The organism is Propioniciclava sp. LT432 (assembly GCF_059515965.1).
Genome location: NZ_JCAKNE010000018.1, coordinates 49,983 through 74,794, shown reverse-complemented (window position 1 = coordinate 74,794; position 24,812 = coordinate 49,983). Strand labels below are relative to the sequence as shown.

Below are 24,812 nucleotides of genomic sequence, written 5' to 3'. Positions count from 1 at the left end.
GACGGCCCGGATGCCTGATGCTATCAAGGCGGATAGCGCCCCGCGGCGATACAAAGTTCGGTCGTCAGCGGGAGGAGCGCAAGGCTTTTCCGATCGAGAGGCGCTTGTCGTAGGAAATTGAGCCCTGCCTGAAGAGCCGGACGCCGAACCACAGGAAGCCGGCGGCGCACGCCAGCAGGACGACCACGACCGCGAGCGCCTGCCAGATCGGCAGGACACCCAGGGCGTTGCGGAGCAACGCCGTGATGGGGGCGGTGAGGGGGAACCACGTCAGGAACTCCGACAGGGGACTCGTCGGCTCGTTGACCACCAGTGCTCCCGTGTAGAGCGGGAGGAACATGCCCAGCAGGACCGCGCCGAAGGCCGCACCGGCGTCCTTGGCGGTCGGCATGACCGCCCCGATGGCGACCAGCAGGCCCGTGAACAGCAGGAACCCGCCGGTGAACAGCCCGGCCGCGAGGGCGATCCGCACCGGGTCGAGGGCGATCCCGCCGGCCAGCCCGAGCTCCACCATGCCGCCGGCGGAGGCGTCCGCCCCGGAGGCGTCGGCACCAGAGGCGTCCGCGCCCGGCAGCAGACCCGGGAACAGGAGCGCCAGCGCCACCAGCGGCACCAGGAGCACCAAGCCCTGCACGATCCCCGCCAGGATGACGGCGACCACCTTGCCGAGGATCAGGACGCGTGGGTCCAGCATGGTCAGGATCATCTCGGTGACGCGGTTCTCCTTCTCCTCGACGGTGATGTTGAGCATCTGCTGGCCCAGCATCAGAACGGTCATGTAGAGCAGGACGAGGAACAGCCCCGGCACCACGGCCGCCGCGATGCCGAGGGCCCGTTGGCCGTCCTTCCAGAGCTCGTCGGTGGTGCGCACCCCGTCCAGCACGCCGGTCAGGACCGGGTCCCCGATCCGTTCGGCCGCCGAACGCTGCAGCAACTCACGCGCCAGCGCGTGCCACCTGCCGGACTGCACGATGCCCAGGTCCGTACCGACGATGCGGAGCGGTTCGGCGGTGGGATCGGCGGGGATGTCCACGTGCATCTGCGAGCGCCCCTCGCGCACCGCCGTCGCCGCGGCCGCGGGATCCTGTGCGACGGTGCCGCCCAGCTGCCGCGCCACGTCCTCCTCGACGATGCCCGAGGCGTCGGTGTAGGTGAAGGGGGTGGACTCGCGGTACTGCTGGTCCACCGACGCCATCGCGCTCGCGTTGGAGAACCACAGCAAGGCGGCGACCACGGCCATCAGCGCCGGGACGGACAGCGAGGTCACCCAGAAGGACGGCTTGGCCAGGGTGCGCCGCACGTCGAAGCCGACGACGGTGCCGAAGTTGTGGAAGGTCATGCTGCCGCTCCCTCGGGGGAGGGCGTGCCGTAGATCCTCAGGAAGACCTGCTCCATGGACGTCCGTGCCGCGTCGAAGCTACGGACCTCGACGCCGGCGGCCACCAGCTGGCGCAGCAGCGCCTGGGCGTCGCTCCCGGGGAGCAGCTCGATCTCGGCGTAGTTCCGCTCCGCGGTGAGCGGACGCCAACCCCGCGGCTCGGGCAGGTCGCCGGAGAAGCTCAGCCGGACGATGCCCGTCCCGTACGCGTCCTGGATGTCGGGGACCGTGCCGTACGCCTCGGCCCGACCGTCCTTCAGCAGCAGGACCCGATCACAGAGGCGCTCCACCTCGTCCATCTGGTGGGTGATGATGACGACGGTCGCCCCGGCCGCGCGTTGGGCGTCCACGAGGTCGAGCAGGAGGCGACGGTTGACGGGGTCGAAGCCCTTGGTCGGTTCGTCGAGGATGAGCAGGCTCGGGTTGTCCATGATGGTGACCCCGAGTTGCACCTTCTGTTGCTGGCCGCCCGAGAGCGTGCTCAGCTTCGCGTTCCCCTTGTCGGCCAGCCCCACCCGATCGAGGAACGCGAGGCTCCAGAGGGCCGCCCGCTGGCGCTCCATGCCCTTGAGCTGCCCGAAGTAGGTCATCACGTCCAGCACGCGCTCCTTGCGGTACAGGCCGCGCTCCTCGGGGAGGTAGCCCAGTGAGTAGTCGCCGGCCGGGTCGAAGGGTGCGCCGTGCACGAGGAGCCGGCCCCTGGTGGGGGAGTAGATGCCGAGGAGCGCGCGGATCGTCGTCGTCTTGCCAGATCCGTTGGCGCCCAGCAGTCCGAAGGTCTCGCCGGGCCGGACGTCGAAGCTGAGCTGGTCGATGACGGTCCTGTCGCCGAACCTCATGCTGAAGTCGTCGACCTCGATGACGGGGGTGGAGGTGGTCATGGGACCCATCCCATCACGGGACCGCCGGAGGTGGGGAACCCCGGGTGGGCGTCGTTGGATACCGTTCAGCGGTGAACCCACGCCGCCTGATCCGACCTGCCGAGCCTCGGGACGTCCCCGCCCTCCACCAGCTCATCATCGACCTCGCGGTCTACGAACGCGAGCCGGACGCCGTGCGCGCCACGGCGTCCGACCTTGAGCAGGCGCTGTTCGCGGGCGCCCCGGCGTTGTTCGCGGACGTGGCCGAGGTCGATGGCCGGGTGGTGGGCATGGCGATCTGGTTCCTGAACTACTCCACGTGGGACGGTCGCCACGGCATCCACCTGGAGGACCTGTACGTCGACCCGGCATTCCGCGGGTCGGGGCTGGGGCGCGACCTTCTGGTCACCTTGGCCCGTCGGTGCGTGGAGCGCGGCTACACGCGGTTCCAATGGTGGGTGCTCGACTGGAACACTCCCTCGATCGACTTCTACCGCGCCATGGGGGCCGTTCCCATGGACGAGTGGACGACCTACCGGACGTCCGGCGACGCGCTGGCCGCGATGGCGGCCCTGCCCTTGCGAACGACTCCGCCCTTGCGGACGACCCATGTCGCGGAGGCGCCCGCGGACTAGGCTGAATCCCGCGCAAGAAAGGTGGACCCCATGTCCTTGTTCTCCGATGTCCAGCAGGCAGCCCCCGACGCCATCCTCGGCCTGACCGAGCAGTTCAAGGCCGACACCAACCCCAAGAAGGTCAACCTCGGGGTGGGCGTCTACCAGGACGAGACCGGCAAGCTCCCGCTCCTGCGTTGCATCGAGGCAGCCGAGAAGAGGCTGGCCGAAAAGGCCGCCGCCAAGGGGTACCTGCCCATCGACGGGCTGGCCACCTATGACGACGACGTGAAGGAACTCGTCTTCGGTGCGGGCTCCGAGGTCGTGGAGTCGGGCCGCGTGGTGACCGTGCAGGCCCTGGGTGGCACGGGTGCCCTCAAGGTCGGCGCCGACTTCCTGCGCCAGGTGTCCCCGGACGCCAAGGTGCTCATCTCGAACCCGAGCTGGGAGAACCACCAGGCGCTGTTCACCCGCGCCGGGTTCACCGTCGAGAAGTACGCCTACTACGACGCCGCCAACAAGGCCGTCGACTTCGAGGGCATGATCGCCGACCTCAAGGCCGCGGCGCCCGGCACGATCGTCGTCCTGCACGCCTGCTGCCACAACCCGACCGGCTACGACCTGACCGCCGACCAGTGGGACCAGGTCATCGAGGTCGTCCTCGCCGGCGGGCTCGTGGCCTTCCTGGACATGGCCTACCAGGGCTTCAGCGAGGGCCTCGAGGAGGACGGCGCGGTCGTCCGGAAGTTCGCCGAGAAGGTGCCGTCGTTCTTCGTGTCGACCTCCTTCAGCAAGAGCCTGTCGCTGTACGGCGAGCGCGTCGGCGCCCTGTCGATCGTGTGCGCGGACGCCGAGGAGGCCAAGCGCGTCCTCTCGCAGGTGAAGATCGTCATCCGCACCAACTACTCCAACCCGCCGACCCACGGCGCGCTGCTCGCGGCGACCGTGCTGTCGGACGCCGACCTGCGGGCCCAGTGGGTGAGCGAACTCGGCGAGATGCGCGACCGGATCAAGGCGATGCGCTCCGCGCTCGTGGCCGGACTGGAGCGGGCCGGTGTCGAGGGCGACTTCAGCTACATCACCGACCAGGTGGGCATGTTCTCCTTCTCGGGCCTGACCAAGGACCAGATGGTGCGCCTCCGCAACGAGTTCGGCGTGTACGGCACCGACACGGGTCGCATCTGCGTCGCCGCCCTGAACAACGGCAACGTGGACTACGTCAGCGAGTCGATCGCTGCGGTTGTGAAGGGCTGACCGGAGCGACGGCCTCCGGGTTCGGCCGGAGGCCGTGGCGGCGCACCCACCCCAGGTAGGCCAGCGCCAGGAGTACGCCGATCGTCCCGTAGAGGGCGTCGACGGGATCCCGGGGGTTGCCCAGGGGCAGCCAGAGTTCGTAGACGAGATTGCCGGCGACCGTGAGCAGCGCCACCACGGGGATGCCGCGCAGCGACCCTCCGTACTGCAGCCGCGTGATGCCGAACCCGAGCAGGAAGAACGCTGAGAACAGCAGGTTCGACGCGTGGCTGTAGAAGTCGGGCACCAGCACGGTCACCGCGGGAATCTGGAAGATCGGCTGATAGGCGCCCAGCCCGGCCGCCGCGATCGCGGCGAACAGGGCGGAGAACACCGCCGACGCCCCCCGCGTGAGGCGGTGGGGCGCGGGGGCGAGCAGGGGCTTCATGGCTCGACCGTAGGCCGGAATCGGCGGGTCCGCCCGCGTTTCACACCCATGGCCCGTGGTGCATGCTGGGGCCATGACGCGTGAACCAGGCTCCCCGCTGACCCGCCCCTCGGCCGACCTCGTGGCCGAGGCGCGGGCGTCCATCGAGAACATCGAGGTGGCGGACGCCGCCGCGCTGCTCGAGCGCGACGACGTCCTGTTCGTCGACATCCGCGATCCGCGCGAACTCTCGCGCCTGGGCACCATCCCCGGCGCGTTCCGCGCGCCGCGGGGCATGCTCGAGTTCTGGGTCGACCCGGCCAGCCCGTACTACAAGCCGGCGCTGGATTCCGGACAGAAGCTGGTCCTGTTCTGCGGCTCGGGGTGGCGGTCGGCGTTGAGCGCGCAGACACTGCAGGAGATGGGCTTCGACAACGTCGCCCACCTCGACGGTGGGTTCACCGCGTGGCAGGAGGCCGGTCAGCCGGTCGAGAAGCTCTGAGGCCCTCGGCGTCCGGAAGGGGAGCCCTCGGCGCTGGGAAGCCGAGCCCTCGGCGGGTTGTCCTAGGCCGGGTGGTGCTGGGCCAGCCAGTCGACGGTGACCTCCCAGGCCTGGCGGGAGACCTCCGGGTGGTGGAAGGGCAGGGCCGGGGACGGGTTGTCGAACGCGTGGTTCGCGCCCTCCCACAGGTGGAACTCGGCGCCGTCGGCCTCCACGACCTCACGGATGTGAGCGACGGCCTCGGCGGGGATGAAGGCGTCGGAGTCCCCGAAGTGGTGCAGGCTGGCGACGTTCGGACGGGCGCCGTCCACCAGGTTCGGCAGGGCGGAGCCGTAGTAGCTCACCAGGGCGTCCGCGCGCGACGCGCGCGGGGCGTCCTGCGCGGCGGCGTACGCCAGGCCGCCGCCGAAGCAGAAGCCCACGAGCGCCACTGACTCCTCGGATTCCTCATCGGCGCGCAGCCAGGCGACGGCGTCCCGGATGTCGGAGACGGCCGTGTCCCAGTCGACCTTGCCGGTGACCTGGATGGCCACGTCGAGGGCGTTGGGGGTGTCCTCGGGGATCGCGTCCTCACCGACACGCCAGAACACCTGGGGCAGCACGAACGTGTAGCCGATCTCGGCGAGGTCGCGGGCGCGGGAACGCATGTAGTCGCTGCGTCCGAAGATCTCCTGCACGAGCACGATGCCGCCGCCCCGGCCCGAGTCGGGCCTCAGCAGCAGCACCGGCATCTGGGACCCGTCTGGGCCGGGGATCGTCACGGGAATGGTGGTCTCGGTGATTGTGGGCATCGTGGCCTTCCTTGCCGTGGGGCTTTCGCCGAGCCTAGCGGGCACGTCGCAGAGCACGGGGGCGAAGTCGTCGGGTTGTCGCCGTAGAGTCCGTTTCATGCCACGGGTCGTCTTCATGTGCGGACCGGCGGGCTCCGGCAAGTCCACCATCGCAAGGCAGTTCGAAGAACAGGGCATGTCCAGGCTTTCGTTCGACCAAGAGGCTTGGGCGCGGGGCCTCCACGCCATGCCTCTGGCCGAGGAGGACCAAGCTGTCATCGACGGCGTGCTGCGCAGCAAACTCGTCGCACTCCTCGGCCAAGGCCACGACGTTGTGCTCGACTTCTCGTTCTGGTCCCGTCGGATGCGCGAAGAATGGCGCGCACTGGTGGCACCGTTCGGTGTCATCCCCGAGATGTTCTACCTGGCGACGGACCGAACGACCTGCCTGGCCCGCGTCGCGGCTCGCCGACATGCCCACGGCGACGACTTCGCCTTGCCTCCGGACGTGGCCGCCGCCTACTTCGACCACTTCGAGGCACCGACCGCCGACGAAGGTCCGCTGACCGTCATCACCTCTGATCGGACACCCTGACCCAGTGGCAGAGCGCGGCGTGAGAGTGAGCGTGGCCAACTGCCGGGAAGGGCCGGAGAGCGGGCTGATGTGAAGATGTCTGCAGGCCAACCCGCCTCTCGCGGACGTCGCTTGGCAGGTGCTCATCCCGCTCGCCGTTGTGATCGCGGCGTGGCGCGGAGTCCTTCGCTTCCGCGAAGCGCGCCCAAGCCACTGACGGGACCAGGCACACTGAGGCCCAACCCCCCGGGCCGCGATCTGAAGTGGCGGCCGCCTCTGTTCTGCCTTCTTGCCGGTGGGGATTCCGCTGAAGGCGCCCCTGGCCAGCCCACGTGAACAAGGCGGCCATCAATGCGAAGGTGATGACGATGGCGCCTGAGCGAGGCGTCCGTCCGCGCCATGACGAGCGGGCAGGTGCCGGACGCCGCCAAGTCGTCGGAGTCGCTGGGCGCCGGCTTCTGGGAGGACGCCACGTGGGGCTTCGGCGTCTCGATCGACACGGGCCCGCGGCACCCCGGTCGCTTCGGATGGGCCGGCGGCCAGGGCACGCACTACACCGTCGAGCCGGCGACCGGGCGGATCACGATCCTGCTGACGCAGGCCGAGCTGGTCCCGTTGACCTGGGGGCCGGTCTTCGAGTTCCAGGACCTCAGCCTGCGACCTTGACCCGGAACCAGCGGTACCCGTAGCCCTCCAGGGGCACCTCGAGGGAGCCGTCGTGGGGCACGACAGCCGCACCGTCGAGGAGGTCCTCCAAAGTGTCGGCGTCGCTGAGCAGGTCGGACAAGGTGACGGTCACCGGGTCGGCCCCCAAGTTGTGCACCGCCACGACGAAGGAACCGTCCAGGCTGACCCGGTGCGCGAAGACCTGCCGCTGGGGCTGCTCGAGCACCTCGAACGAGCCCCAACCGAACTCCGGCCGCTGCCGCCGGACGCCGATCAGCTCACGAATGAAGGACCACAACGAATCCGGGTCGTGCTGCTGTGCCGCGAGGTTGACGTGCTCGGGACCGTAGCCGTCCGGGGTGACCCGCTGGATCAGCTTGCGCGGCTCGGCGTCCGAGAAGCCGCCGTTGCGGCCCGGCTCCCACTGCATGGGCGTCCGGACCGCCATCCGGCCGTCGGAGCGGAGGTCCTCACCCATGCCGATCTCCTCGCCGTAGTAGAGCGTCGGCGTCCCGGGAAGGGAGAACAGCAGGCTGTACGCCATCCGGATCCGGCGCGGGTCGCCGCCGAGCATCGGCGGGAGCCGACGCTTGAGGCCGCGGCCGAAGACCTGCATGTCCTCCTCGGGGCCGAAGGCATTGAAGACCTCCTGCCGCTCGGCGTCCGACAGCTTGTCGAGGGTGAGCTCGTCATGGTTGCGCAGGAAGGTGGCCCACTGGCAGGTCGGGTGGATCGCCGGGCGCGCGAGCAGGGCCTTGGCCAGCGGACCGGCGTCGCCGCGGGCCAGGGAGAGGTAGGTCGCCTGCATGCCGATGAAGTCGAACATCATGTGCAGCTCGTCGCCGGCGTCCCCGCCGAAGTACTTCACCTGCTCAGCGTGCGGGACGTTGACCTCGCCGAGCATCATCGCGTTGCCCTTGCGGCGGCTCATGAACCCGCGGATCCGCTTCATGACGTCGTGGGGATCGACCGCCTGCGTCTTCGTTCCCGTCTCCCCCTTGCCCTGAGCCAGGAACGGGACGGCGTCCACCCGGAACCCGTCCACGCCCAGCTCGAGCCAGAAGCCGACGACCCGCAGGATCTCGTCCATGACCTGGGGGTTGGCCATGTTGAGGTCCGGCTGGTGGCGGTAGAAGTGGTGCAGGTACCACTCGCCGGTCGCGTCGTCCTTCGTCCAGATGCCGTCCTCCTGGTCGGGGAACACGACCTGGTCGGAGGTGTCGCCCGGGTCGGTGTCCCGCCACACGTAGTAGTCGCGGAAGGGATTGTCGATGCTCTTGCGGGACTCCTTGAACCACGGGTGCCGGTCGGAGGTGTGGTTCACGACGAGGTCGACGATCACGCGGATGCCCCGGTCGTGCGCCGTCCGGACCACCTCGACGAAGTCCCCGTGGTTCCCCAGACGGGGGTCGACCCCGTAGAAGTCCATCACGTCGTAGCCGTCGTCCCGGTCCGGGCTCGGGTAGAACGGCATCAGCCACAGGGTGTTGACGCCGAGTTGGGCGAGGTAGTCGATGCGCTGGGAGAGGCCCGCCAGGTCGCCCACGCCGTCGCCGTTGGCGTCCAGGTAGGTCTCGATGTCGAGGCAGTAGATGATGGCGCTCTTCCACCACAGGTCGCTGGTGTCGGTGATACGCATGGGCGTCGTTGCTCCTCGGTGGTCGTCAGCGGAGGGCCGGCAGCAGGTGGTCACCCGCGGCGTCCAGCCAGGGGCGTTGGTCCTGGCCGACGAAGTGCAGGTAGATGTCGTCGAAGCCGAGCTCGGCGTACTCGTGGATCCACTCGGCGTGCCGCCCCAGGTCGGACGCCGTACGCACGGCGCCCGCGACGGCCTCGCGGGAGGCGTGCTGGGAGAGGTCGTCGAAGACGGAGACGTGCGTCACCTCACCGAGGACAGCCGCGCTGAAGACGTTGGAGCGCCACTGGTCCCAGGCGATGGCCTCGGCCTCGGCCTGGGTCGGCGCCCAGGACAGGTGGAGTTGCAGGATGCGGGGACCGCGCCCGCCCGCCTCCCCGTAACGGTCGAGCACCTGGCGCAGCTTGTCGTGGCTCTGGTTCACGGTGATCAGGCCGTCGGCCCAGCCGGCGACGCGGGCCGCGGACTCCGGCGAGATCGCGGGGCCGATGAGCGGGGGCACCTCGTCGGGGCGGTCCCAGACGCGGGCGTACTGGACGTCGACCAGGCCCGACTGCGTGACCTCCTCACCCGACAGGAGGCGGCGGATGATGTCGACCGACTCCTCCAGACGGGCGACCCGGACCTCCTTGCGCGGCCAGGGTTCCCCGGTCACGACCTCGTTGACGGCCTCGCCACTGGCCGGCGCCGCCCAGAACCGTCCGGGGAACATGGACGCCAGCGTCCCGATCTTCTGCGCCATGATCGCGGGGTGGTACCGCTGCCCCGGGGCGGTGACACACCCGAAGGTGAGGTCCGTGGTGGCCAGCGCGGCCCCCAGCCAGCTCCAGGTGTAGCCCGCGTGGCCCTGTCGTTCGGACCAGGGGTGCAGGTGGTCGGAGCACATCGCCATCTGAAAGCCGACGCGCTCGGCGTGCTGCACGTCGGTCAGCAGCTGTCGGGGGGAGATCTGTTCGTGGTTGGCGTGGAAACCGATCCTCGTCATGCCCCCACCCTAGAGGCCGACCCCACCGGCGAGGTGGTGGAGGGTCAGGCGAGGCCGAGGTACTCCTCGAGCGTCAGGCTCGAGGGGGGTCCGAACTGGGACGACACCTCGGTGCCGACCCAGCGCAGGTGCCACGATTCCCAGGCGTAGCCGGTGATGTGGGTCTTGCCCTGCGGGTAGCGGACGATGAAGCCGTACTCGTGGGCGTGCTCGGCGAGCCACCGGGCGTGCTCGGTCCGCGCGAACGCGGTGCCGCGGTTCTTGCCGTCCCAGGCGTCGAGGGCGAGGCCCAGTTGGTGCTCGGACGCCCCGGCCTCGGCGAAGTAGAGGCGCGCAGTCTTCTCGGGGTACTGCTTCAGGGCGTTGGCGAAGCTGGCCTTCTGGGTGGCGTGGCTCCGGTAGCCCGAGCGGATCGTCAGCGTCAGGCCGTCCGCCTTCGCCCCGGACTGAAGCCGCTTGAAGGCAGCGGTGACGTCCGGGTGCAGCCCGTTCGGCTGCCCGGCCCACGGCGGCACGTAGGACGCCGACAGGCGGTGGTCCTTGCTCACGACGGGAATGCCGTTCACCTCGAAGGGGGTGTCGGTGACCGGGCCGGTCGCCCTGCCGGCCTTGGGTGAGTCGGTGGGTGCGACGCTCGGCCGGGGCTCGGCCACGGGCTCGGTGGTGGGCGGGGGAGTCGGGGTGGTGGTCGGGGTGGGCGCGATGGACGGACGCGCTTGCACGGCGCCGCGGCCGGGGGGCTGGGTGGCGGTGGGAACGGTGGAGCTGGACGCGGGCGACGGGGCCGGAGCGGCGGTGTGGGGGGCGGTGCAGCCGGTGACCACCACGGCGGTGGCCACGAGGCCCACCAGGCCGGGGATCAGGCGAGACACGCTCCCAGCGTAGGTCGGTTGGCTCAGCCGAACCAACCGAGCATGACGCAGCCCACCGCGAACACCACCATGGTGAGGAAGAGCAGGATGGTGAGGACGGCGCTCTCGGCCTCGCTCGGCTGCTTGTGTTGCGCCGTGTACTCCTCGACGTCGAACTCCTGGTTCGTGGTCATTGGATTCCTCCCAGTCGGCTGAGGTCGGACACGAGGGCGATCGCCAGGACGACGAAGACGACCACCATGAAACCGGTGTAGAGCCAGCGGTGGGGGTGGTCCGACCCCCAGAACCGTCGGAGGCTGACGATGCCGTTGACGACGGCGTAGGTGCACAACGCGATACCGATCGGGGCCGCCACCCACCCGGCGAGGCTGAGCAGGGGAACCGCGATGGGCACCACCAGGTAGGTGATGAGGCAGCGGACGGCGGAGATCGCAACCGAGATCCGGAAGGCGCGGTGCGCGGCGGCGCTGGAGGCGGTTCCTCGCGTGCTGACGCCGAGCAGGCGTCGCATGAGGCGGTCGCCGGCGGCGTCGGAACGGAAGGCGGCGCGCGTGGTGGGGACGGTGTCCGTGGACATGGTCACGACCTCGGATGGTAGTGGCGCCACAACCGGACGCCGCCCAGCACGGCCAGCGCCACGCCCAGGCCGCCGATCACGACGCCGGTGAACAGGCCCCAGTAGACGGGACCGAGGATGGTGTCTCCCTGGGGGCGTCCGTTCATCACGCCGACGAGGAAGCCGAACAGCGGCGCCAGGGCCGCGATGCAGACGCCCAGGGTGGTCATCCAGAAGCCGGGGGCGACCGGGACGAGGCGGACGGGGCGCCCGGGCGCGGGGGCCGTGTCGCGGGTTGCTGCTTCACTCATCGGGATTCACCTTCCAGGGAGCGGTCGACCACGGACAGGCCGGGTCTCTTCGGTGTGGTGGTGGGGGCCGGGGCGGTCTGGGGAGTCGTTGCGGGCGGGACGTCGCTGGAGCGCTGGACGGCCTGCACGATCGGGCCGATGATGTCCATCGGCAGGGGGAAGACGACGGTGGAGTTCTGGTCCGCGCCCAGCTCCAGGAGCGTCTGCAGGTAGCGCAGTTGCAGCGAGGCCGGGGCCTCGCTGAGCGTGATGGCGGCGTCCCGGAGTTCCTGCGAGGCCTGCAACTCGCCGCGGGCGCTGATGACCTTCGCACGACGCTCGCGCTCGGCCTCCGCCTCGCGCGCCATGGCGCGCTGCATCATCTCGGGGATCTCGACGTCCTTGATCTCGACGACGGACGCCTCGACGCCCCATTCCTTGGTCTGGCGGGCGATGGAGTGGGCGAGGTCCTCGTTCAGGTCGGCGCGGTGGGCCAGCAGCGTGTCGAGGTCGGCGCGCCCGACGACCGAGCGGAGGGTCGTCTGGGCGAACTGGGACGTGGCGATCGCGTGGTTCTCCACCGACATGACCGACAGCACGGGGTCAGTGACCCGGAACATCACCACGGCGTTGACCCGGGCGGTCACGTTGTCGCGGGTGATGACCTCCTGCGGCGGGATGGTCAGCGTGACCGTGCGGAGGTCGACGCGGACCAGCTTGTCCAGGAGGGGGAGCATGAGGACGAGCCCGGGGCCGAGCGCGCCGCGCAGGCGGCCCAGACGGAAGGCGACGACGCGCTCGTACTCCCGGACCACGCGGATGGAGGCGAACAGGAACGCCACCACCAGCAGGATGAGGAGGATGACCAGGACGATCTCAGCGGGCATCGTTCACCTTCCTGTCCGAGGCGTAGCGGCTCCGCGCCCGGGTGAGCGACGCGGCGGCCGCCGAGCGGTCCTCGAGCGTCTGGTCGAGCGTGCGGACGACCGCCCCCATCGGGTCGGCCGGGGTGTGGCGCAGGTGCGACCACAGCGGGATGGACCCGAGCGCGAGCAGCACCGCCGTGACCAGGGACATCACCTGGCTCGTCCAGCCCTGGACGGTCAGGGCGGTCAGCGCCGGCCAGGCGACGGCCAGGACCGTCACCGAGCAGGCGATGCCGCGGTGGAAGCGGGCGGACTCGGACGCCGGCCACGGGTCCACGTGGCGCTGCACTTCGCGCCCGTCGTCCGACGACGTGCACGTGTCCTTGACCGGGCACGCGTTGCACACCAGGGGGAGCCCCCGGTACCGCATGACCCGGTTGTCGGGGTCGAAGGACTTCGGGTACAACCACTGGTCCTCCGGGCAGAGCCACGCGTCGTGGTTCTCGTGGTAGACGAAGCCGCCGGCGCGGTCGCCCAGCAGCCGGTTCTGCGCCCGCCGGGCGAGCCGGTCGATCCCGTAGGCGATCGCCAACAGCACGGCGCCGTAGCCCACGCCGAGCCAGGCCCACGGCTCGATGGCGGTCATGGCGCCTCGTCCGGGTCGTGGCGCTCGTCACGCTCGTCACGCCGGTCGGACGCGTACCGGCTCGCCGGGCGCTCGGTGCCCGTCCGGTCGGCGTGGGCCACGTCGGTCTCGAGGACGAACAGCGTCTCGGGTTCCATGGCGGTGACGGTGGCCGGGATCGCGTGCCGGACGCCGCGCCAGGTCAACCACAGGAACGGCAGGATGCCGCCCACCAGGAAGAGCACGTCACCCGGCATGCGGAGCCACTCGAGGATCACGTTGCCCGGCTGGGCGATGTAACCCAGGGTCCGCGCCTCGTAGTAGCCGTCGCTGACCGAATACCACAGCTGCAGGACGCCCAGCGGCAGCAACGTCGCGAACACCATCCACGCCAGCCCGATGTTGAGGCTCCAGAACGAGATCTTGGCCATCCTGTCCGACCACATGTCGGGCTTGATGATGTACCGCAGCGCGAACAGCGCCATGCCGACGGCCATCATGCCGTACACGCCCATCATCGAACCGTGGGCGTGGTTCGCCGTCAGGGCGGTGCCGATCTGGAAGTAGGACACGATCGGCAGGTTGATCAGGAAGCCGAACACGCCGGCGCCGACGAAGTTCCAGAAGCCGACCGCCACGAGGAACATCACCGCCCACCGGTGGGGGAACGGCGCGCTGCTGCGCGACTCCTGCCGCGAGCCGAGCTGGAGGAACGTCCAGGCCTCCACCGTGAGGAACGTCAGCGGGATCACCTCCAGCGCCGAGAAGAACGCGCCCAGGGCCATGTGCTCCACCGGCGTGCCGGAGAAGTAGAGGTGGTGCATCGTGCCGATGACGCCGCCGGCCGAGTAGAGGATGACGTCCAGGAAGATGAGCTGGATGGCGATCTTGCGGCGGACGACGCCCAGCATCACGAAGATGTAGGCGACCATCACGGTGGTGAACAGCTCCAGGAAGTCCTCCACCCAGAGGTGGACGACCCAGAAGCGCCAGAACTCGGCGACCGTGAGGTGGGTCCCGTTCGTGGCGAGCAGGCCCACGGCGTAGAAGGCCGGGATCGCCAGGCCCGCGTAGAAGAACAGCCACGGCATGTTGAACTTCGACTCGCTGCGCAGGCGGGAGCGGATCGCGCGGTAGATGATCGCCATCCACAGGAACAGGCCGACCACCAGCAGGATCTGCCAGAAGCGCGGGAGGTCCAGGTACTCCCACTGCTGGTCGAAGAAGGGCGACCCGGCCGCCCACTCGGGACCGAAGGTGCTGATCGCGGTGCCACCCAACGTTCCGGCCACCACGATGGCCAGCGCACCGAGCAGGCCGTACGCCAACCAGTGCTGGCGCTTCGGTTCACGCCCGGAGATGATCGGGGCCAGGAAGATCGCGGCGGCGAGGAAGGCGGCGGCGGTCCACAGCAGCGACAGCTGGACGTGCCAGGTGCGCGACAGGTTGAACGGCAGCAGCCGCGCCAGGTCGAGGCCGAAGAAGCTGGAGAGCTCGGCCCGGTAGTGCTCGACCGCCGCGCCGAGGGTGGACTGGATTCCGAAGAGCAGCGCGACCACCAGGAAGAACCAGGCCGTGGCCCTCTGCGCCTTGGTGATGCCGACCTTGCCCGGCTGCAGGAAGGACAGGCTGGGCGTCTCGGCGCTGTGCCAGCCGATGTTGCGGCTCCAGCGCCCGTAGATCGCGAAGAGGGCACCCAGGCCCGCCAGGAGCGCGATCAGCGACATGGCCGACCAGACGAGGATGTCCGCGGTCGGCTGGTTGTCGACCCGGGGTTCGGCGGGCCAGTTGTTCGTGTAGGAGTAGTCGTGGCCCGGGCGCTCGGCGGCGCTCGCCCACGCGGTCCAGCTGAAGAAGGCCGTCAGGTCGTGGATCTGGTCGGCGTCGGTGATGACGCTCGGCAGGAGGCCGAACTCGGTCGTCGGCGTCCCGAAGAATTCGGTGTAGTGCTGCTTGATCGCGTCGAACGCGCTCGCCTGCTCGGGGGTGAAGGTCAGGACGCCGGTGGCCTCGTCCAAGCGGTTGGTGCGCATGAGCTCGACGGTGGCGGCGGCGGGATCCTGCGTGCCGGCGGCGCTGAGTCGTTCGGCCACGTGCTCCGCGGAGAGGCGCAGGTACTCCGCGGTGTAGTCCGGTCCGAGGTAGGCGCCGTGGCCCATGATCGAGCCGTACTGCTGCAGGCCGCGGCGCAGGAAGATCTGCTGGCCCTCGGTGATGTCGGCCTCGGTGTAGATCACCTGCCCGCCCTGGGCGACGACCTGCTTGGGGAGCGGCATGCTGTCGGAATAGGTCCGATAGGCGAGGAAGCCCATCACGAAGAAACCGAAGACGAACACGAGGGCGACGCCCTGGACCCAGCCCTTCGAGATGACCAGTTCGGTTCTCGAGGGGTTCAGGTCCGGATTCTGGTCGATGACGCTCACATCCCACCACCTTGTCGGTCGAGAGTGCTGCCGGGGGTACGTTGCGCAGGACCCTAGTGCGAGGGTGTGAATTGTCACAATAGGTTGGGAGAAAATCGCCCGAAAGGCTGAACGCGTTGTCAACACGCAATTCGTTCTCCGCCGAGGCCGATTCATCTCCTACTCTGTGTCGTAGTAGTCTGACCGCATGACGCAGACGGCAGCGCAGCCCACCGGCGACTTCGCGGGATTCCACGGGCACCCGGGCGGGCACCCCGGAGGGCATCCGGGTGGTCATCCCGGCGGCCATGCGGGTAGTCATCCCGGCGGTCATCCCCACAGCGCCCCGTCGCGGCGCAACCTCGACTTCGACTCAGCGCCGTTCATCGCGATCTGGGAGACCACCCAGGCCTGCGACCTGGCCTGCCAGCACTGCCGGGCGATGGCCCAACCGCTGCGCAATGCCGGTGAGCTGACGACCGAGGAGGCGAAGGCGATGATGCGCCGCTTCCGCGAGTTCGGACCGATCGTGTTCGTGTTCTCGGGCGGCGACTGCTTCAAGCGGCCCGACATCGTCGAACTCGTCGGCTACGGCGCCGACCTCGGACTGCGCATGGGCATCACGCCCGCCACGACCTCGCTGGCCACCAAGGAGCTGGTGCAGCAGCTCAAGGACGTCGGCCTGACCCGCCTCGCCATCTCCCTGGACGGCTCCAACGCCGACATCCACGACGAGTTCCGCCGCGTCAAGGGGTCGTTCGACCACGGCCTCCGCATCCTGAAGGAGGCCCAGGAGGTCGGGCTGTCGACGCAGGTGAATACGGTGATCCGCAAGGCCAACATCGACGACATGGACGCCATGACCGAGCTCATGACCACCCTCGGCGTGGTGTTCTGGGAGGTCTTCTTCCTCGTCCCGATGGGCCGCGCCAAGGCCGACGACGTGGCGTCCGCCGAGGAGTTCGAGCAGGTCTTCCACCAGCTCTACGACCTGAGCAAGACCGCTCCCTTCGACATCAAGGCCACGGCCGCGCCGCAGTACTCACGCGTGGTCATGCAGCGCAAGCGCGCCGAGGTGCGGGCGGGGGAGTCGGACGAGGACGTCCGCGATGTCATGACCCGCGGCATGCACTACAGCCAGAGCGACGGGATCGGGCGCGCCCGCAACGTCAACGACGGCGACGGATTCGTCTTCATCAGCCACACCGGCGACGTCATGCCGTCCGGTTTCCTGCCGATCAAGGCGGGGAACATCCGCGACGACGACATCATCGAGATCTACCGCAACGCCCCGGTGTTCAAGGAACTCCGCGACCGCACCCTGCTCAAGGGCAAGTGCGGCGTCTGCGCCTACCGGGACGCCTGTGGCGGCAGCCGGGCCCGGGCGTACGCCATGACCGGGGACCACCTCGCCGAGGAGCCGTTCTGCGCCCACGAGCCGCCGCAGCTGCGCGATCGCTGACGGACCGGGCGCGTCCACGCTCGGCCGAGCGGTCAGGGGATGGTGACCCGGTCCGTGGGCGCGGAGAACGGGAACGGCGCCGACTTCGGGAAGCGCGCCCGGGCGTCCTGCAGGTACGCGACCAGCTCGGGGTGGTCGCGCAGGGCGTCCGACAGCACCGTCCACTTGCGGTCCTGGACGCCGAGGGTGGGGATGCCCGTGATCGCCAGGGCGACGCCCACCCCCGCAAGGGCGATGGGGACGACCAGGCTGCTCGTCGGGGATGCCACCCACATCACGACGCCCATGACGAGGCCGAACAGGAGGAGTCCGGCGGCGAGGCCGAAGACGGTGCCCGGCGTGACGAGTCCGCGGTTCGGGGCCGGTTCGAAGGCGAGGTCGAGCGGCTCGGCGCGGAGTTGCCTGCCGACGATCACGACATCGCGCACCAGCACGACCGCGAAGCCGAGCAGGACGACCCCGATGATCAGGGCGACGGGGTGGAAGTTCATCAACACGAGGATGGCGATCGCGCCGATCACGACGACCACCAGCAGCAGCCGGGTCATCGTCGAGATCACGCCCCGCATGGTCGTGCGGTTGGCGATGTTCTCGATGTAGCTGCGCGCCTCCATGGCGTGGGAGCCTACCGCCGTCCAGCCGCTGACAGGGGCTGCTGGCAGAGGGTTGCCGCGCGTCGTTGCACCACTCGCTCCACGACCCAGTTCACCGACTTCGTGCACCAGCTCAGCGCAGGGACGTGCGGAGCCGCAGGGAGCGGAGGGTCCAGAGCGCGAACACCACACCGCTGGCGAAGCGCACCGGCCGGCCGGCGGTCCGTTCGGCGACGGCGAGGTGGGCGCGTTCGAGTTCGGCCAGCTCGGCACCCGGGAGCCCGCGGACCACACCGGAAGGGAGGTGGATTTCAGAGGAGCTCGATCGCTCCCGACGTCCCGTCGATCCGGACGCGCTGGCCGTCGGCCAGGCGCGTGGTCGCGTCGTGGACGCCCACCACCGCCGGGAGTCCGTACTCGCGGGCGACGACGGACCCATGGGTCATCAGCCCGCCGACCTCGGTGATGAGCCCACCCGCGGTCAGGAACAGGGGGGTCCACGCGGGGTCCGTGCCCGGGCACACCATGATCTCGCCGGTCCTCAGTTGCGTGCCGCGGGGGTCGAGGACGATCCGGACCGGTCCCTCCGCCACACCGGGAGACACGCCCATGCCGCCGAACTCCCCGTTCGCGGACGACAGGCCCTCGTGGAACGCACGGCCGTCCTCCACCAGCACCCGAGGCACGCGCGTCCGGCGCGCCTCGGCGGCGTGGACCGCCTTCCGTTGCGCGACGACTTCGTGCCAGTCGGCGGCGAAGGCGCGGGTCAGCTCGTCCACCCGGAGGAACGCGAGGTCGGCGACCGACCCGAGGCGTCCCTCCTCGACGAGCTCGGCGGCCGAGGCGTCCAGACCCGTGCGGATCACCCCGAAGCACCGGATCATCGTGAACTTCGGCGTCTCCCTCGCGCCCGCCAGGCCGCGGATCGCCTGCGCGGAGCGCTTGATGCGCAGGGCCCGGGACGGGGAGGAGGCGTCCATGAGCCGTCGGATCGAGCGGCCGGCCTCGTGCTGTCCCTGCTTGTGGATCGCCCGTGCCGACGCGCCGGCGGGCAGGGACAGGTAGGCCTTGATCGTGTGCATCAGTGGCGTGGGGTCGTCCCGCCAGCGGCGGGCACCCAGGTCGATCTCAGCGACACCGCGCATGCCGTAGGTGTCGAGGAACCGGGCGATCGACGCCTGGGCCACCCGGGGCAGCCGTCCCGCCCGGAACTGTCGCGCCAGGTCGGACGCCGGCGTCTCCGCCACCCAGCCCCACGACGTGGCGTCGCGCCGGATCTCCATCGCCACATCGGCCAACGTCAGGTCCATCTCGGTCGTGACGTTGCCGGGGAGCGCTCGCATCGCGGCAAGGGCCAGGGCCTCGGCGTCCGGGAGCTTGGTTCGGGCCGCGAGTTCGCGCAGCGAGCGCAACTCGAGCATGGTCGGCAGCATGATCGGCGCGAAGGCGGGCACCAGGGTGGGGAAGGCACGGTTCGCGTAGTCCTGCAGTGCCTCGACGCGGGCGGTGAGGCGGGTCTGGGGGGTCCAGCGCCTCGCCGCGGCAGCCATGGTGCGTTCGACGTGATTGACGAGGTGCTCCGCGGCTCGGTCGAGCGCGCGCCGGGTGGCCTCGGGATTCGCCGTCGCCGCCCGGATGCGTGGGCCGACCCGGGGCAGCAGCGTGGCCAGGCCGGCCGCGATGCGCGGCGAAGGCAACAACCGGGTGGGGCGCAGCCCGGGCTCCTCGCTCAACTGGCCCAGGATCTCGGCCGAGCCGGGTTCGGCCATCGGCAGGAACTCCTGCACGGGCTTGCGGAGCGCCCTCGTGCGCAGCAGGCCGTCGAACCTCACCCACAGGCGCTCGCCCGCCGGTTGGACGAACCGGTTGGTGCGCCAGTCGATCCGGCGGCCGACCAACCGGGCGCCACCCGCCATCAGCATGCGGAGGGCGTCCTGGCCCAGCGGGGTGAGAGGCTCGAGCATGCCCTGGAACGCCCCGACGCTGAACCACACCTCGGGCTCGTCGTGGCGGCGGGGGTTCGGGGCCGGCAGGGGGTACAGCGACGTGATCGGCCGGGCCTGGAGGACGTGGATGCAGTCCCCGACGCGGGACCACTCGATGTCCATCGGTTCGCCGTACAACTCGACGATGCGGCGGCCGAGCGCCACGATCGCCTGCAGGTGCGCCGGCGTGACGGACGCCGCCTGGCCGGCCACCTTCTGGGTGCGGAGCTGACCGGTGGCGGTCTCCAGGGTGAACTGGTCGGGGGTGACGCGCCCGGACACCAGGGCGTCCCCCAACCCGGCGACGGCGTCCACCACGGACTCGTCGCGGCGTCCGGTGGCGGGGTTGGCGGTGAAGAGGACGCCCGACGCGTCGGCGTCCACCATCTGCTGGACGACCACGGCGAGCGAGACGTCCTCGTGGCCGATGTCGTTGCGGCGGCGATACGTGATGGCGCGCTCGGTCCACAGGGAGGACCAGCACTCCACGATGCACCGCAGCGCCTCGTCCAGCGAGCCCACGTCCAGGAACGTGTCCTGCTGACCGGCGAACGAGAAGCCCGGGAGGTCTTCGGCCGTGGCGGAGGAGCGGACGGCCACGGCGGTCGTGAGGTCGCCGTCCGTGAGCAGGGGGGCCAGGGTCGACACGAGGCGTGCCCGCTGCTCGGGGTTCGGGTGGGCTGCCGCGAACGCCGACCGGATCGTGTCGGACGCCGTGGCCGCCGGCGTGCGCAACGCGGCACTGATGGTGGCGGCGAGCCCGTGCTCGAAGACGAAGGAGTCGTACTCGGCCGTCTCGATGATGACGAAGGGGGGGACGGGCAGGCCGGCCTCGCGCAACCTGACGAGGTTGGCGCCCTTGCCACCCTGTCGCGAGAAGTCGGCTCCGAGGGTCACCCCCTCAGTATTCCACCGCCGCCGTAGGCTGGGAGCGTGGACATCAGCGGCCTCCGAAAGAGCTACCAGCAGGGCACCTTGGACGAGGGCGACACCACGGACGCCCCCCTCCAACTCTTCGACCGGTGGTTCTCCGACGCTCGCCGGGTCAAGGGGCTCGAACCCAACGCGATGACGCTGGCCACCGCGGACGCCGAGGGCCGCCCGTCCGCCCGCGTCGTGCTGCTGAAGGAGTACGCCGAGGACGGGCTCGTCTGGTACACGAACTACACCTCGCGCAAGGGCCGCGAGCTGGACGCCAACCCCCACGCCGCGCTGCTGTTCTTCTGGCCGGCCCTGGAGCGCCAGGTCCGGGTTGAGGGGCCGGTGGAGCGCGTGTCGGCCGCGGAGTCGGACGCGTACTACGCGATCCGCCCCCTCGACTCGCGGTTGGGTGCGTGGGCGTCCCCACAGTCGGAGGTCATCGCCAATCGGGGCGTCCTGGTGGCCAACGCCGCCAGGGCCGCGGCCGAGCACGGGCTGCACCCACCGCGTCCGGAGCACTGGGGCGGCTACCGCCTGCTCCCGGAGGTGTGGGAGTTCTGGCAGGGCCGGACGTCCCGCCTGCACGACCGCGTCCGCTACCGACGTGACGGCGGGGCGTGGATCCGGGAGCGCCTCGCGCCCTGACCGCTGCGCGGCACGGTGTGCCGTGGGGTTGCCACCCGGTTTTGGAACCTGAGAAATCCTCAGTAAGCTATGGGTATTCACCCAGTTTTCTCAGGTTCGGAGTTCTTGCATGTACCAGCCCCGCCGTGTGTCGAGTGCTGACGTTCTGGTGCGCCCCGCGGTGGAGGCTTTCGTCGATGCTCCGCGTCGCGCCGCCCGCCGTCCCGGGAGCGTGCTGCTGTCCCGCGCGGTCCCGACGGTCGTCTCGCTGGGCGTCCTCGTCGGTGCCGGAGGGGTCGCCCACGCGGGTGCGCGGGCCGAGCAGTCGGTGACCACGCCATCGGTCGCGGTGCCCGCGCCGGTCCGGGCCACCGATTCGGCGAGCCGGGGTCAGGATCGGACCTCGGTCACCGGCACCGACGCCCCCGCGCCGACGGTTGAGAACCCGGCCCCCACGACGGAGGCCACCCCGGCCCCCACGGCGGAGCCCGTGGCAGCCGACGCGTTCGTCGCGGCGGCCTGGTCCGACTCGTTCGGGACCGTCACCGGCGAGAAGTACGCCCAGCGGTCCGTTCAGGTGCGCGCCCAGGCGGGCGAGGGCGCCGAGGTGCTGGCCACCCTGGCCGAGGGGGACAAGGTCAAGGCCACCGACAAGGTTCAGGACGGGTGGACGCAGGTCGCCTCCGACACGCAGGTCGGCTGGGTGCCGACCGCGGACCTCGGCGACAAGGCCCCCGCGAAGCCGGCACCCAAGGCGCGGACCGCCGACGGGAACTCCACCGGCACCGCCCTGGCCGCGACCTCGGGGGGCAAGCTCGCGTTCCCGACCAAGGGCACGATCGGCTCGGCCTGGGGGATGCGGCTGCACCCCATCCTGAAGTACAAGCGCCTGCACGGCGGCGTCGACATCGGCGGCAGCACCGGTCAGCCGATCTACGCGGCCGAGGACGGCGTGGTCACCAAGGCCGCCACCGGCTACAACAGCGGCTCGGGGAACAACGTCCGCATCGACCACGGTCAGCTGTCCGGCAAGGCGGTCGAGACCGCCTACCTGCACATGCACTCGCTCAGCGTGAAGGTCGGGCAGAAGGTCAAGCGCGGCCAGGTCATCGGCACCATGGGAAGCACCGGCCTCTCGACCGGCCCGCACCTGCACTTCTCCCTCTACCTCAACGGCACCAACTCCGACCCGGCGCCCTGGCTGCGCTGACTCCCCGACTGCATTTCCGGGTGGAGGAACCCCAAGGATCCTTGGGGTTCCTCCACCCGGAAATGCATCACGGCCGGCGTCAGATCCCCGGTTCGTAGGGGAGTCGTCCGGCCTTGACGGCCTGGACCAGCAGCGCGTGGTCCGCCTCGGTCTGGTCGGCGTACGCGCGGGCCCAGCGCGCGAAGGCGTCGACCGCGGCGTCCTTCTTGCCGAGGTAGCCCGAGATGACGGACGCCCCGGACGTCCGCGCGTGGCCCTTGGCCAACAGGTGGCCGGTGATGCCGGAGTAGTCGACCAGTGCGCCCGGCGTCATCGCGTCGAGCGGGACGCCGCCCTTCATGTTGCGGTACTGCCGCACGTAGTACTGGTGCTCGCCCACGGTGGTCCAGCCGAGCAGGGGATCGGACACCGTCTGCAGTTGCTGCTGGTACTCCACGACCCGCTGGCCCTGGTGCGCGTGCCACACCCGCTCGCCGTGGACGTAGGGGGCCAGCACCGACCGCTGGGCCTGCTTGAGCTGCAGGAACAGCACGTCGTCGGGCCGGGACCCCACCAGCAGGGCCACCCAGGCGCGCAGCCCCACGGATCCGACGCCGACGACCTTGTGTGCGATGTCGACCAGCGAGTACCCACCCACGATCCGGCGCCACTGGGGCGTCAGGGTCGTCAGGTACTCGTCGAGCGCCACGGCGATCGCCTCCTGCTTCTCGGCGCTGGGGTGCTTCACCAGCGGCGGGTCGTCGACGATGCGGGCCGCGTTGGTCGAGCCGCCGGCCAGCTTGGGCAGCTTGCGGTCGGACGTCCGCTTGCGCGCCGCCTTCGCCGCACGGTGGATCTCGTCGCGCAGCGATGCCTCGTTGGCCGTCTCGTGGAGCGAGTTCACGTCGAGGTGGTTGAACGCGCGCCACAGCAGGGGCTGCTTCGACAGGAACGAGACCTCGTCCCGGTACTCCGCCACGCACGCGCGGACGGCGTTCTCACACTGTTCCTCCGACGAGCCGTTCACCCGCCCCAGCACCCAGATGGACGCCGTGAGCCGGCGCAGGTCCCACTCCCAGGCGCCGGTGTGCGCCTCGTCGAAGTCGTTGAGGTCGATGACCTGGTTGCCCTCGGGGGAGCGGTAGAAGCCGATGTTGCCGATGTGGGCGTCACCGCACGCGGTCGTGTGGATGCCGGTCGACGGCAGGTGGGCGACGTCGTGTGCCATCAGATTCGCCGTGCCGCGCAGGAAGCCGAACGGGGAGGCCGCCATCCGCGCCGTCCGGACGCCGAAGAGCCACTCCAGCCGGTCGGCGTGGGACTGCTCGATGATGGCGACCGGGTCGGGCCGGTCGTCGGTCGGGGTCCACGTGCCCAAAGAGGCGTGCGGGGTCGTGGCGCGGAACGACTTGCCGTGCTCGACCCGCTCCTCGCGGTTGGTGGCCGGGACGCGGAAGGACGTGAACGCGTCCGCGAAGTGGGCGTCCCTTTCGGCCGGTGTCATGGGGTCATTGTCGCGCCTGCGTCGGCGGGCGGGGCACATTCCCACCCCGACCCGACGACGGCGCGGAAATCGGCACCACGGCCGTCGCTTATGCTCGGACCCGTGACGACCACTGAAACGACCTCAACCGGCAAGCTCACCTTCCTCCGCGTCGCCGCGCTCCTGGCCGCCGTCGGATCGATCATCTCCCCCCTGCTGGCGCTGGGGCCGCTGTCGGCCTCCGGACCGCTCCACCCCCTGCACGGCATGGTGGGCAACACCAACTTCCTCCTCGCGCTCCTCGCCGGCGTCGCCGGTGTGCTCTGGGGTCGCGCCAGCGGCAACAAGGGCCTGATGATGCACGCCCTGTCCCTTCCGGTGCTCGCGGTCATCCAGATCGCCCTCGGGCAGATGAACCTCGCGATGGTCCACATCGTGCTCGGCTTCGCTTACCTCCTGGCCGCCGTTGCGCTCTTCACCCTCGCGCTCCGCAAGCCAGGGGCCTCCGCCTGACATACTGGTTGACGCCCGTCCACCGCTCAACGCCGAGGAGATCTCCCGATGCCCCGTTCCGGTCTCGCCCTGACCATCGGTTTCGCCGCGGAGGCGGTTCGGGAGTCTGCCCCCTTGGTCCACTGCGTCGCCCCTCGCGCCGCCACCTCCTTCGTGGCCGAGGTGCTGCACGGGGCGGGTGCGCGGTCGGTCGTGACCGGAACGTCGCCGGACGCGCTGGCCGCCAGCCTCTCGGCCGACGCCGTGATGCTGGACCTCGGCACGTTGGTCTCCGAGTGGTCGGACGCCGTCAACCCCGCGGTCGCCCAACTCCGGGCCGCCGGCACGCCCTGGGTGCTGGACGCCACCCCGCTCGGCCGGGAGTCGCTCCGGCTCGACCGGGTCCGCGGACTCCTCGGCCACCGTCCCACCGTCGTCCGTGCCTCGGCCACGGAGATCGACGGCGTGCGGCTCGAGGCCGCGGACGCCGCACTCGCCGTGGGGGAGAGCGCGATCCGCGTCCTCCACGAGGGTCGCGAGGTCGCCGTCCTGGCCGGACCCGAGATGCTGAGCCAGGTCCCCGGCGTCCGTGCCGCAGTTTCCGCCCTGATCGCGGCCTGCGCCACGGTGACCGGGCCGATGGAGGCCGCACTCGCCGGTGCGGCGTGGTTGGCCCTCGCCGCGGAGCGCGCCGAGGCCAACAGCCAGGGCCCGGCGTCCTTCCGCATCGCGCTCGTCGACTCCCTGTGGACCGTGCGCGGTGACGAAGTGGCCGAGTACCTGAACGTCTGAGCCCCGCCGATCTGG

Annotated in this window: 27 protein-coding genes; 10 read left to right on the top strand and 17 right to left on the bottom strand. The window is 70.3% G+C overall.

Going from position 1 to position 24,812, the window contains the following annotated elements:
- Positions 1–64 precede the first annotated feature (64 nt).
- Positions 65–1,339, bottom strand: a complete 1,275-nt coding sequence (locus AC5YDV_RS11525; protein ID WP_496183470.1) for an ABC transporter permease — start codon at positions 1,337–1,339, stop codon at positions 65–67.
- Complete coding sequence (locus AC5YDV_RS11520; RefSeq protein WP_496183469.1) at positions 1,336–2,259, bottom strand: ABC transporter ATP-binding protein; 924 nt, start codon at positions 2,257–2,259, stop codon at positions 1,336–1,338. The genes AC5YDV_RS11525 and AC5YDV_RS11520 overlap by 4 nt, the downstream gene beginning before the upstream one ends.
- 71 nt (positions 2,260–2,330) lie before the next feature.
- On the opposite strand from AC5YDV_RS11520, the gene AC5YDV_RS11515 reads away from it, so the two are divergent.
- Both AC5YDV_RS11515 and AC5YDV_RS11510 read left to right on the top strand, forming a co-directional pair.
- Positions 2,331–2,873 carry a GNAT family N-acetyltransferase gene (locus tag AC5YDV_RS11515; protein WP_496183468.1) on the top strand — a complete coding sequence of 181 codons (543 nt, stop codon included), beginning with the start codon at positions 2,331–2,333 and terminating at the stop codon, positions 2,871–2,873.
- Positions 2,874–2,903: 30 nt separating this feature from the next.
- A complete protein-coding gene (locus AC5YDV_RS11510; RefSeq protein WP_496183467.1) occupies positions 2,904–4,106 on the top strand; it encodes an amino acid aminotransferase in 1,203 nt (400 codons plus the stop codon).
- Here AC5YDV_RS11510 and AC5YDV_RS11505 read toward each other — a convergent pair.
- Positions 4,072–4,533, bottom strand: coding sequence for a hypothetical protein (locus tag AC5YDV_RS11505; RefSeq protein ID WP_496183466.1), 462 nt, complete (start codon positions 4,531–4,533; stop codon positions 4,072–4,074). The genes AC5YDV_RS11510 and AC5YDV_RS11505 overlap by 35 nt on opposite strands.
- A gap of 73 nt (positions 4,534–4,606) precedes the next feature.
- On the opposite strand from AC5YDV_RS11505, the gene AC5YDV_RS11500 reads away from it, so the two are divergent.
- Positions 4,607–5,014 (top strand): rhodanese-like domain-containing protein, encoded by a 408-nt coding sequence (locus tag AC5YDV_RS11500; RefSeq protein ID WP_496183465.1) that lies wholly within the window; start codon positions 4,607–4,609, stop codon positions 5,012–5,014.
- A 62-nt stretch (positions 5,015–5,076) separates the two neighbouring features.
- Here AC5YDV_RS11500 and AC5YDV_RS11495 read toward each other — a convergent pair whose 3' ends face one another.
- Positions 5,077–5,805, bottom strand: a complete 729-nt coding sequence (locus AC5YDV_RS11495) for a dienelactone hydrolase family protein (protein WP_496183464.1) — start codon at positions 5,803–5,805, stop codon at positions 5,077–5,079.
- 97 nt (positions 5,806–5,902) lie between these two features.
- Here AC5YDV_RS11495 and AC5YDV_RS11490 point away from each other — a divergent pair, with 97 nt between their 5' ends.
- Both AC5YDV_RS11490 and AC5YDV_RS11485 read left to right on the top strand, forming a co-directional pair.
- Positions 5,903–6,379, top strand: a complete 477-nt coding sequence (locus tag AC5YDV_RS11490; protein WP_496183463.1) for a P-loop nucleotide/nucleoside kinase family protein — start codon at positions 5,903–5,905, stop codon at positions 6,377–6,379.
- A 378-nt stretch (positions 6,380–6,757) separates the two neighbouring features.
- A complete protein-coding gene (locus AC5YDV_RS11485) occupies positions 6,758–7,024 on the top strand; it encodes a hypothetical protein (RefSeq protein WP_496183462.1) in 267 nt (88 codons plus the stop codon).
- Here AC5YDV_RS11485 and AC5YDV_RS11480 read toward each other — a convergent pair.
- Genes AC5YDV_RS11480 through AC5YDV_RS11440 form a run of 9 tightly spaced genes read right to left on the bottom strand, consistent with a single transcriptional unit; the run spans position 7,008 to position 15,166 of the window.
- On the bottom strand, positions 7,008–8,663 hold the full coding sequence (locus AC5YDV_RS11480) for an alpha-amylase family protein (RefSeq protein WP_496183461.1): 1,656 nt from the start codon (positions 8,661–8,663) through the stop codon (positions 7,008–7,010). The genes AC5YDV_RS11485 and AC5YDV_RS11480 overlap by 17 nt on opposite strands.
- Positions 8,664–8,688: 25 nt before the next feature.
- On the bottom strand, positions 8,689–9,645 hold the full coding sequence (locus AC5YDV_RS11475; protein ID WP_496183460.1) for a TIGR03885 family FMN-dependent LLM class oxidoreductase: 957 nt from the start codon (positions 9,643–9,645) through the stop codon (positions 8,689–8,691).
- 44 nt (positions 9,646–9,689) lie between these two features.
- On the bottom strand, positions 9,690–10,517 hold the full coding sequence (locus AC5YDV_RS11470; RefSeq protein ID WP_496183459.1) for a M15 family metallopeptidase: 828 nt from the start codon (positions 10,515–10,517) through the stop codon (positions 9,690–9,692).
- 23 nt (positions 10,518–10,540) lie between these two features.
- Positions 10,541–10,690 (bottom strand): hypothetical protein, encoded by a 150-nt coding sequence (locus tag AC5YDV_RS11465; RefSeq protein ID WP_496183458.1) that lies wholly within the window; start codon positions 10,688–10,690, stop codon positions 10,541–10,543.
- Positions 10,687–11,100 (bottom strand): hypothetical protein, encoded by a 414-nt coding sequence (locus tag AC5YDV_RS11460; RefSeq protein ID WP_496183457.1) that lies wholly within the window; start codon positions 11,098–11,100, stop codon positions 10,687–10,689. The genes AC5YDV_RS11465 and AC5YDV_RS11460 overlap by 4 nt, the downstream gene beginning before the upstream one ends.
- Entirely contained in the window at positions 11,097–11,384 is a 288-nt protein-coding gene (locus tag AC5YDV_RS11455; protein ID WP_496183456.1) for a hypothetical protein, read from the bottom strand. The genes AC5YDV_RS11460 and AC5YDV_RS11455 overlap by 4 nt, the downstream gene beginning before the upstream one ends.
- Complete coding sequence (locus tag AC5YDV_RS11450) at positions 11,381–12,250, bottom strand: SPFH domain-containing protein (RefSeq protein WP_496183455.1); 870 nt, start codon at positions 12,248–12,250, stop codon at positions 11,381–11,383. Before AC5YDV_RS11450 ends, AC5YDV_RS11455 begins: the two co-directional genes overlap by 4 nt.
- Positions 12,240–12,875, bottom strand: a complete 636-nt coding sequence (locus tag AC5YDV_RS11445) for a hypothetical protein (RefSeq protein WP_496183454.1) — start codon at positions 12,873–12,875, stop codon at positions 12,240–12,242. Before AC5YDV_RS11445 ends, AC5YDV_RS11450 begins: the two co-directional genes overlap by 11 nt.
- Positions 12,872–15,166: a nitric-oxide reductase large subunit gene (locus tag AC5YDV_RS11440; RefSeq protein WP_496183503.1), complete on the bottom strand. Its 2,295-nt coding sequence runs from the start codon at positions 15,164–15,166 to the stop codon at positions 12,872–12,874. The genes AC5YDV_RS11445 and AC5YDV_RS11440 overlap by 4 nt, the downstream gene beginning before the upstream one ends.
- A 298-nt stretch (positions 15,167–15,464) precedes the next feature.
- Between AC5YDV_RS11440 and AC5YDV_RS11435 the strand changes: the two genes are divergently transcribed.
- Positions 15,465–16,718, top strand: a complete 1,254-nt coding sequence (locus tag AC5YDV_RS11435) for a TIGR04053 family radical SAM/SPASM domain-containing protein (protein WP_496183453.1) — start codon at positions 15,465–15,467, stop codon at positions 16,716–16,718.
- 32 nt (positions 16,719–16,750) lie between these two features.
- Here AC5YDV_RS11435 and AC5YDV_RS11430 read toward each other — a convergent pair whose 3' ends face one another.
- The 3 genes from AC5YDV_RS11430 to AC5YDV_RS11420 all read right to left on the bottom strand — a co-directional run bounded on the left by AC5YDV_RS11430 (position 16,751) and on the right by AC5YDV_RS11420 (position 20,193).
- Positions 16,751–17,332, bottom strand: coding sequence for a hypothetical protein (locus AC5YDV_RS11430; protein ID WP_496183452.1), 582 nt, complete (start codon positions 17,330–17,332; stop codon positions 16,751–16,753).
- A 112-nt stretch (positions 17,333–17,444) separates the two neighbouring features.
- Positions 17,445–17,603, bottom strand: coding sequence for a hypothetical protein (locus tag AC5YDV_RS11425; protein WP_496183451.1), 159 nt, complete (start codon positions 17,601–17,603; stop codon positions 17,445–17,447).
- Between the two features lie 19 nt (positions 17,604–17,622).
- Positions 17,623–20,193, bottom strand: a complete 2,571-nt coding sequence (locus AC5YDV_RS11420; protein ID WP_496183450.1) for a PEP/pyruvate-binding domain-containing protein — start codon at positions 20,191–20,193, stop codon at positions 17,623–17,625.
- A gap of 36 nt (positions 20,194–20,229) precedes the next feature.
- On the opposite strand from AC5YDV_RS11420, the gene pdxH reads away from it, so the two are divergent.
- Both pdxH and AC5YDV_RS11410 read left to right on the top strand, forming a co-directional pair.
- Entirely contained in the window at positions 20,230–20,862 is a 633-nt protein-coding gene (gene pdxH / locus AC5YDV_RS11415) for a pyridoxamine 5'-phosphate oxidase (protein WP_496183449.1), read from the top strand.
- Positions 20,863–20,971: 109 nt separating this feature from the next.
- Positions 20,972–22,051, top strand: a complete 1,080-nt coding sequence (locus tag AC5YDV_RS11410; RefSeq protein WP_496183448.1) for a peptidoglycan DD-metalloendopeptidase family protein — start codon at positions 20,972–20,974, stop codon at positions 22,049–22,051.
- Between the two features lie 79 nt (positions 22,052–22,130).
- On the opposite strand, the gene AC5YDV_RS11405 is transcribed toward AC5YDV_RS11410, so the two are convergent.
- Positions 22,131–23,534, bottom strand: a complete 1,404-nt coding sequence (locus AC5YDV_RS11405; RefSeq protein ID WP_496183447.1) for a DUF2252 domain-containing protein — start codon at positions 23,532–23,534, stop codon at positions 22,131–22,133.
- A 102-nt stretch (positions 23,535–23,636) separates the two neighbouring features.
- Between AC5YDV_RS11405 and AC5YDV_RS11400 the strand changes: the two genes are divergently transcribed.
- The gene (locus AC5YDV_RS11400) at positions 23,637–24,026 is read left to right on the top strand and encodes a hypothetical protein (RefSeq protein WP_496183446.1); all 390 of its coding nucleotides are present in this window, start codon (positions 23,637–23,639) and stop codon (positions 24,024–24,026) included.
- A gap of 48 nt (positions 24,027–24,074) precedes the next feature.
- Entirely contained in the window at positions 24,075–24,797 is a 723-nt protein-coding gene (locus AC5YDV_RS11395; RefSeq protein ID WP_496183445.1) for a hydroxyethylthiazole kinase, read from the top strand.
- Positions 24,798–24,812 lie beyond the last annotated feature (15 nt).

What these genes read in the sequence shown, in the direction of transcription:
- AC5YDV_RS11525 (WP_496183470.1), bottom strand. Translation starts at nt 1,339, where the DNA reads ATGACCTTCCACAACTTCGGCACCGTCGTCGGCTTCGACGTGCGGCGC.
- AC5YDV_RS11520 (WP_496183469.1), bottom strand. Translation starts at nt 2,259, where the DNA reads ATGACCACCTCCACCCCCGTCATCGAGGTCGACGACTTCAGCATGAGG.
- AC5YDV_RS11510 (WP_496183467.1), top strand. Translation starts at nt 2,904, where the DNA reads ATGTCCTTGTTCTCCGATGTCCAGCAGGCAGCCCCCGACGCCATCCTC.
- AC5YDV_RS11505 (WP_496183466.1), bottom strand. Translation starts at nt 4,533, where the DNA reads ATGAAGCCCCTGCTCGCCCCCGCGCCCCACCGCCTCACGCGGGGGGCG.
- AC5YDV_RS11500 (WP_496183465.1), top strand. Translation starts at nt 4,607, where the DNA reads ATGACGCGTGAACCAGGCTCCCCGCTGACCCGCCCCTCGGCCGACCTC.
- AC5YDV_RS11495 (WP_496183464.1), bottom strand. Translation starts at nt 5,805, where the DNA reads ATGCCCACAATCACCGAGACCACCATTCCCGTGACGATCCCCGGCCCA.
- AC5YDV_RS11490 (WP_496183463.1), top strand. Translation starts at nt 5,903, where the DNA reads ATGCCACGGGTCGTCTTCATGTGCGGACCGGCGGGCTCCGGCAAGTCC.
- AC5YDV_RS11485 (WP_496183462.1), top strand. Translation starts at nt 6,758, where the DNA reads ATGACGAGCGGGCAGGTGCCGGACGCCGCCAAGTCGTCGGAGTCGCTG.
- AC5YDV_RS11480 (WP_496183461.1), bottom strand. Translation starts at nt 8,663, where the DNA reads ATGCGTATCACCGACACCAGCGACCTGTGGTGGAAGAGCGCCATCATC.
- AC5YDV_RS11475 (WP_496183460.1), bottom strand. Translation starts at nt 9,645, where the DNA reads ATGACGAGGATCGGTTTCCACGCCAACCACGAACAGATCTCCCCCCGA.
- AC5YDV_RS11465 (WP_496183458.1), bottom strand. Translation starts at nt 10,690, where the DNA reads ATGACCACGAACCAGGAGTTCGACGTCGAGGAGTACACGGCGCAACAC.
- AC5YDV_RS11455 (WP_496183456.1), bottom strand. Translation starts at nt 11,384, where the DNA reads ATGAGTGAAGCAGCAACCCGCGACACGGCCCCCGCGCCCGGGCGCCCC.
- AC5YDV_RS11450 (WP_496183455.1), bottom strand. Translation starts at nt 12,250, where the DNA reads ATGCCCGCTGAGATCGTCCTGGTCATCCTCCTCATCCTGCTGGTGGTG.
- AC5YDV_RS11445 (WP_496183454.1), bottom strand. Translation starts at nt 12,875, where the DNA reads ATGACCGCCATCGAGCCGTGGGCCTGGCTCGGCGTGGGCTACGGCGCC.
- AC5YDV_RS11440 (WP_496183503.1), bottom strand. Translation starts at nt 15,166, where the DNA reads ATGGGCTTCCTCGCCTATCGGACCTATTCCGACAGCATGCCGCTCCCC.
- AC5YDV_RS11435 (WP_496183453.1), top strand. Translation starts at nt 15,465, where the DNA reads ATGACGCAGACGGCAGCGCAGCCCACCGGCGACTTCGCGGGATTCCAC.
- AC5YDV_RS11430 (WP_496183452.1), bottom strand. Translation starts at nt 17,332, where the DNA reads ATGGAGGCGCGCAGCTACATCGAGAACATCGCCAACCGCACGACCATG.
- AC5YDV_RS11410 (WP_496183448.1), top strand. Translation starts at nt 20,972, where the DNA reads ATGTACCAGCCCCGCCGTGTGTCGAGTGCTGACGTTCTGGTGCGCCCC.
- AC5YDV_RS11405 (WP_496183447.1), bottom strand. Translation starts at nt 23,534, where the DNA reads ATGACACCGGCCGAAAGGGACGCCCACTTCGCGGACGCGTTCACGTCC.
- AC5YDV_RS11395 (WP_496183445.1), top strand. Translation starts at nt 24,075, where the DNA reads ATGCCCCGTTCCGGTCTCGCCCTGACCATCGGTTTCGCCGCGGAGGCG.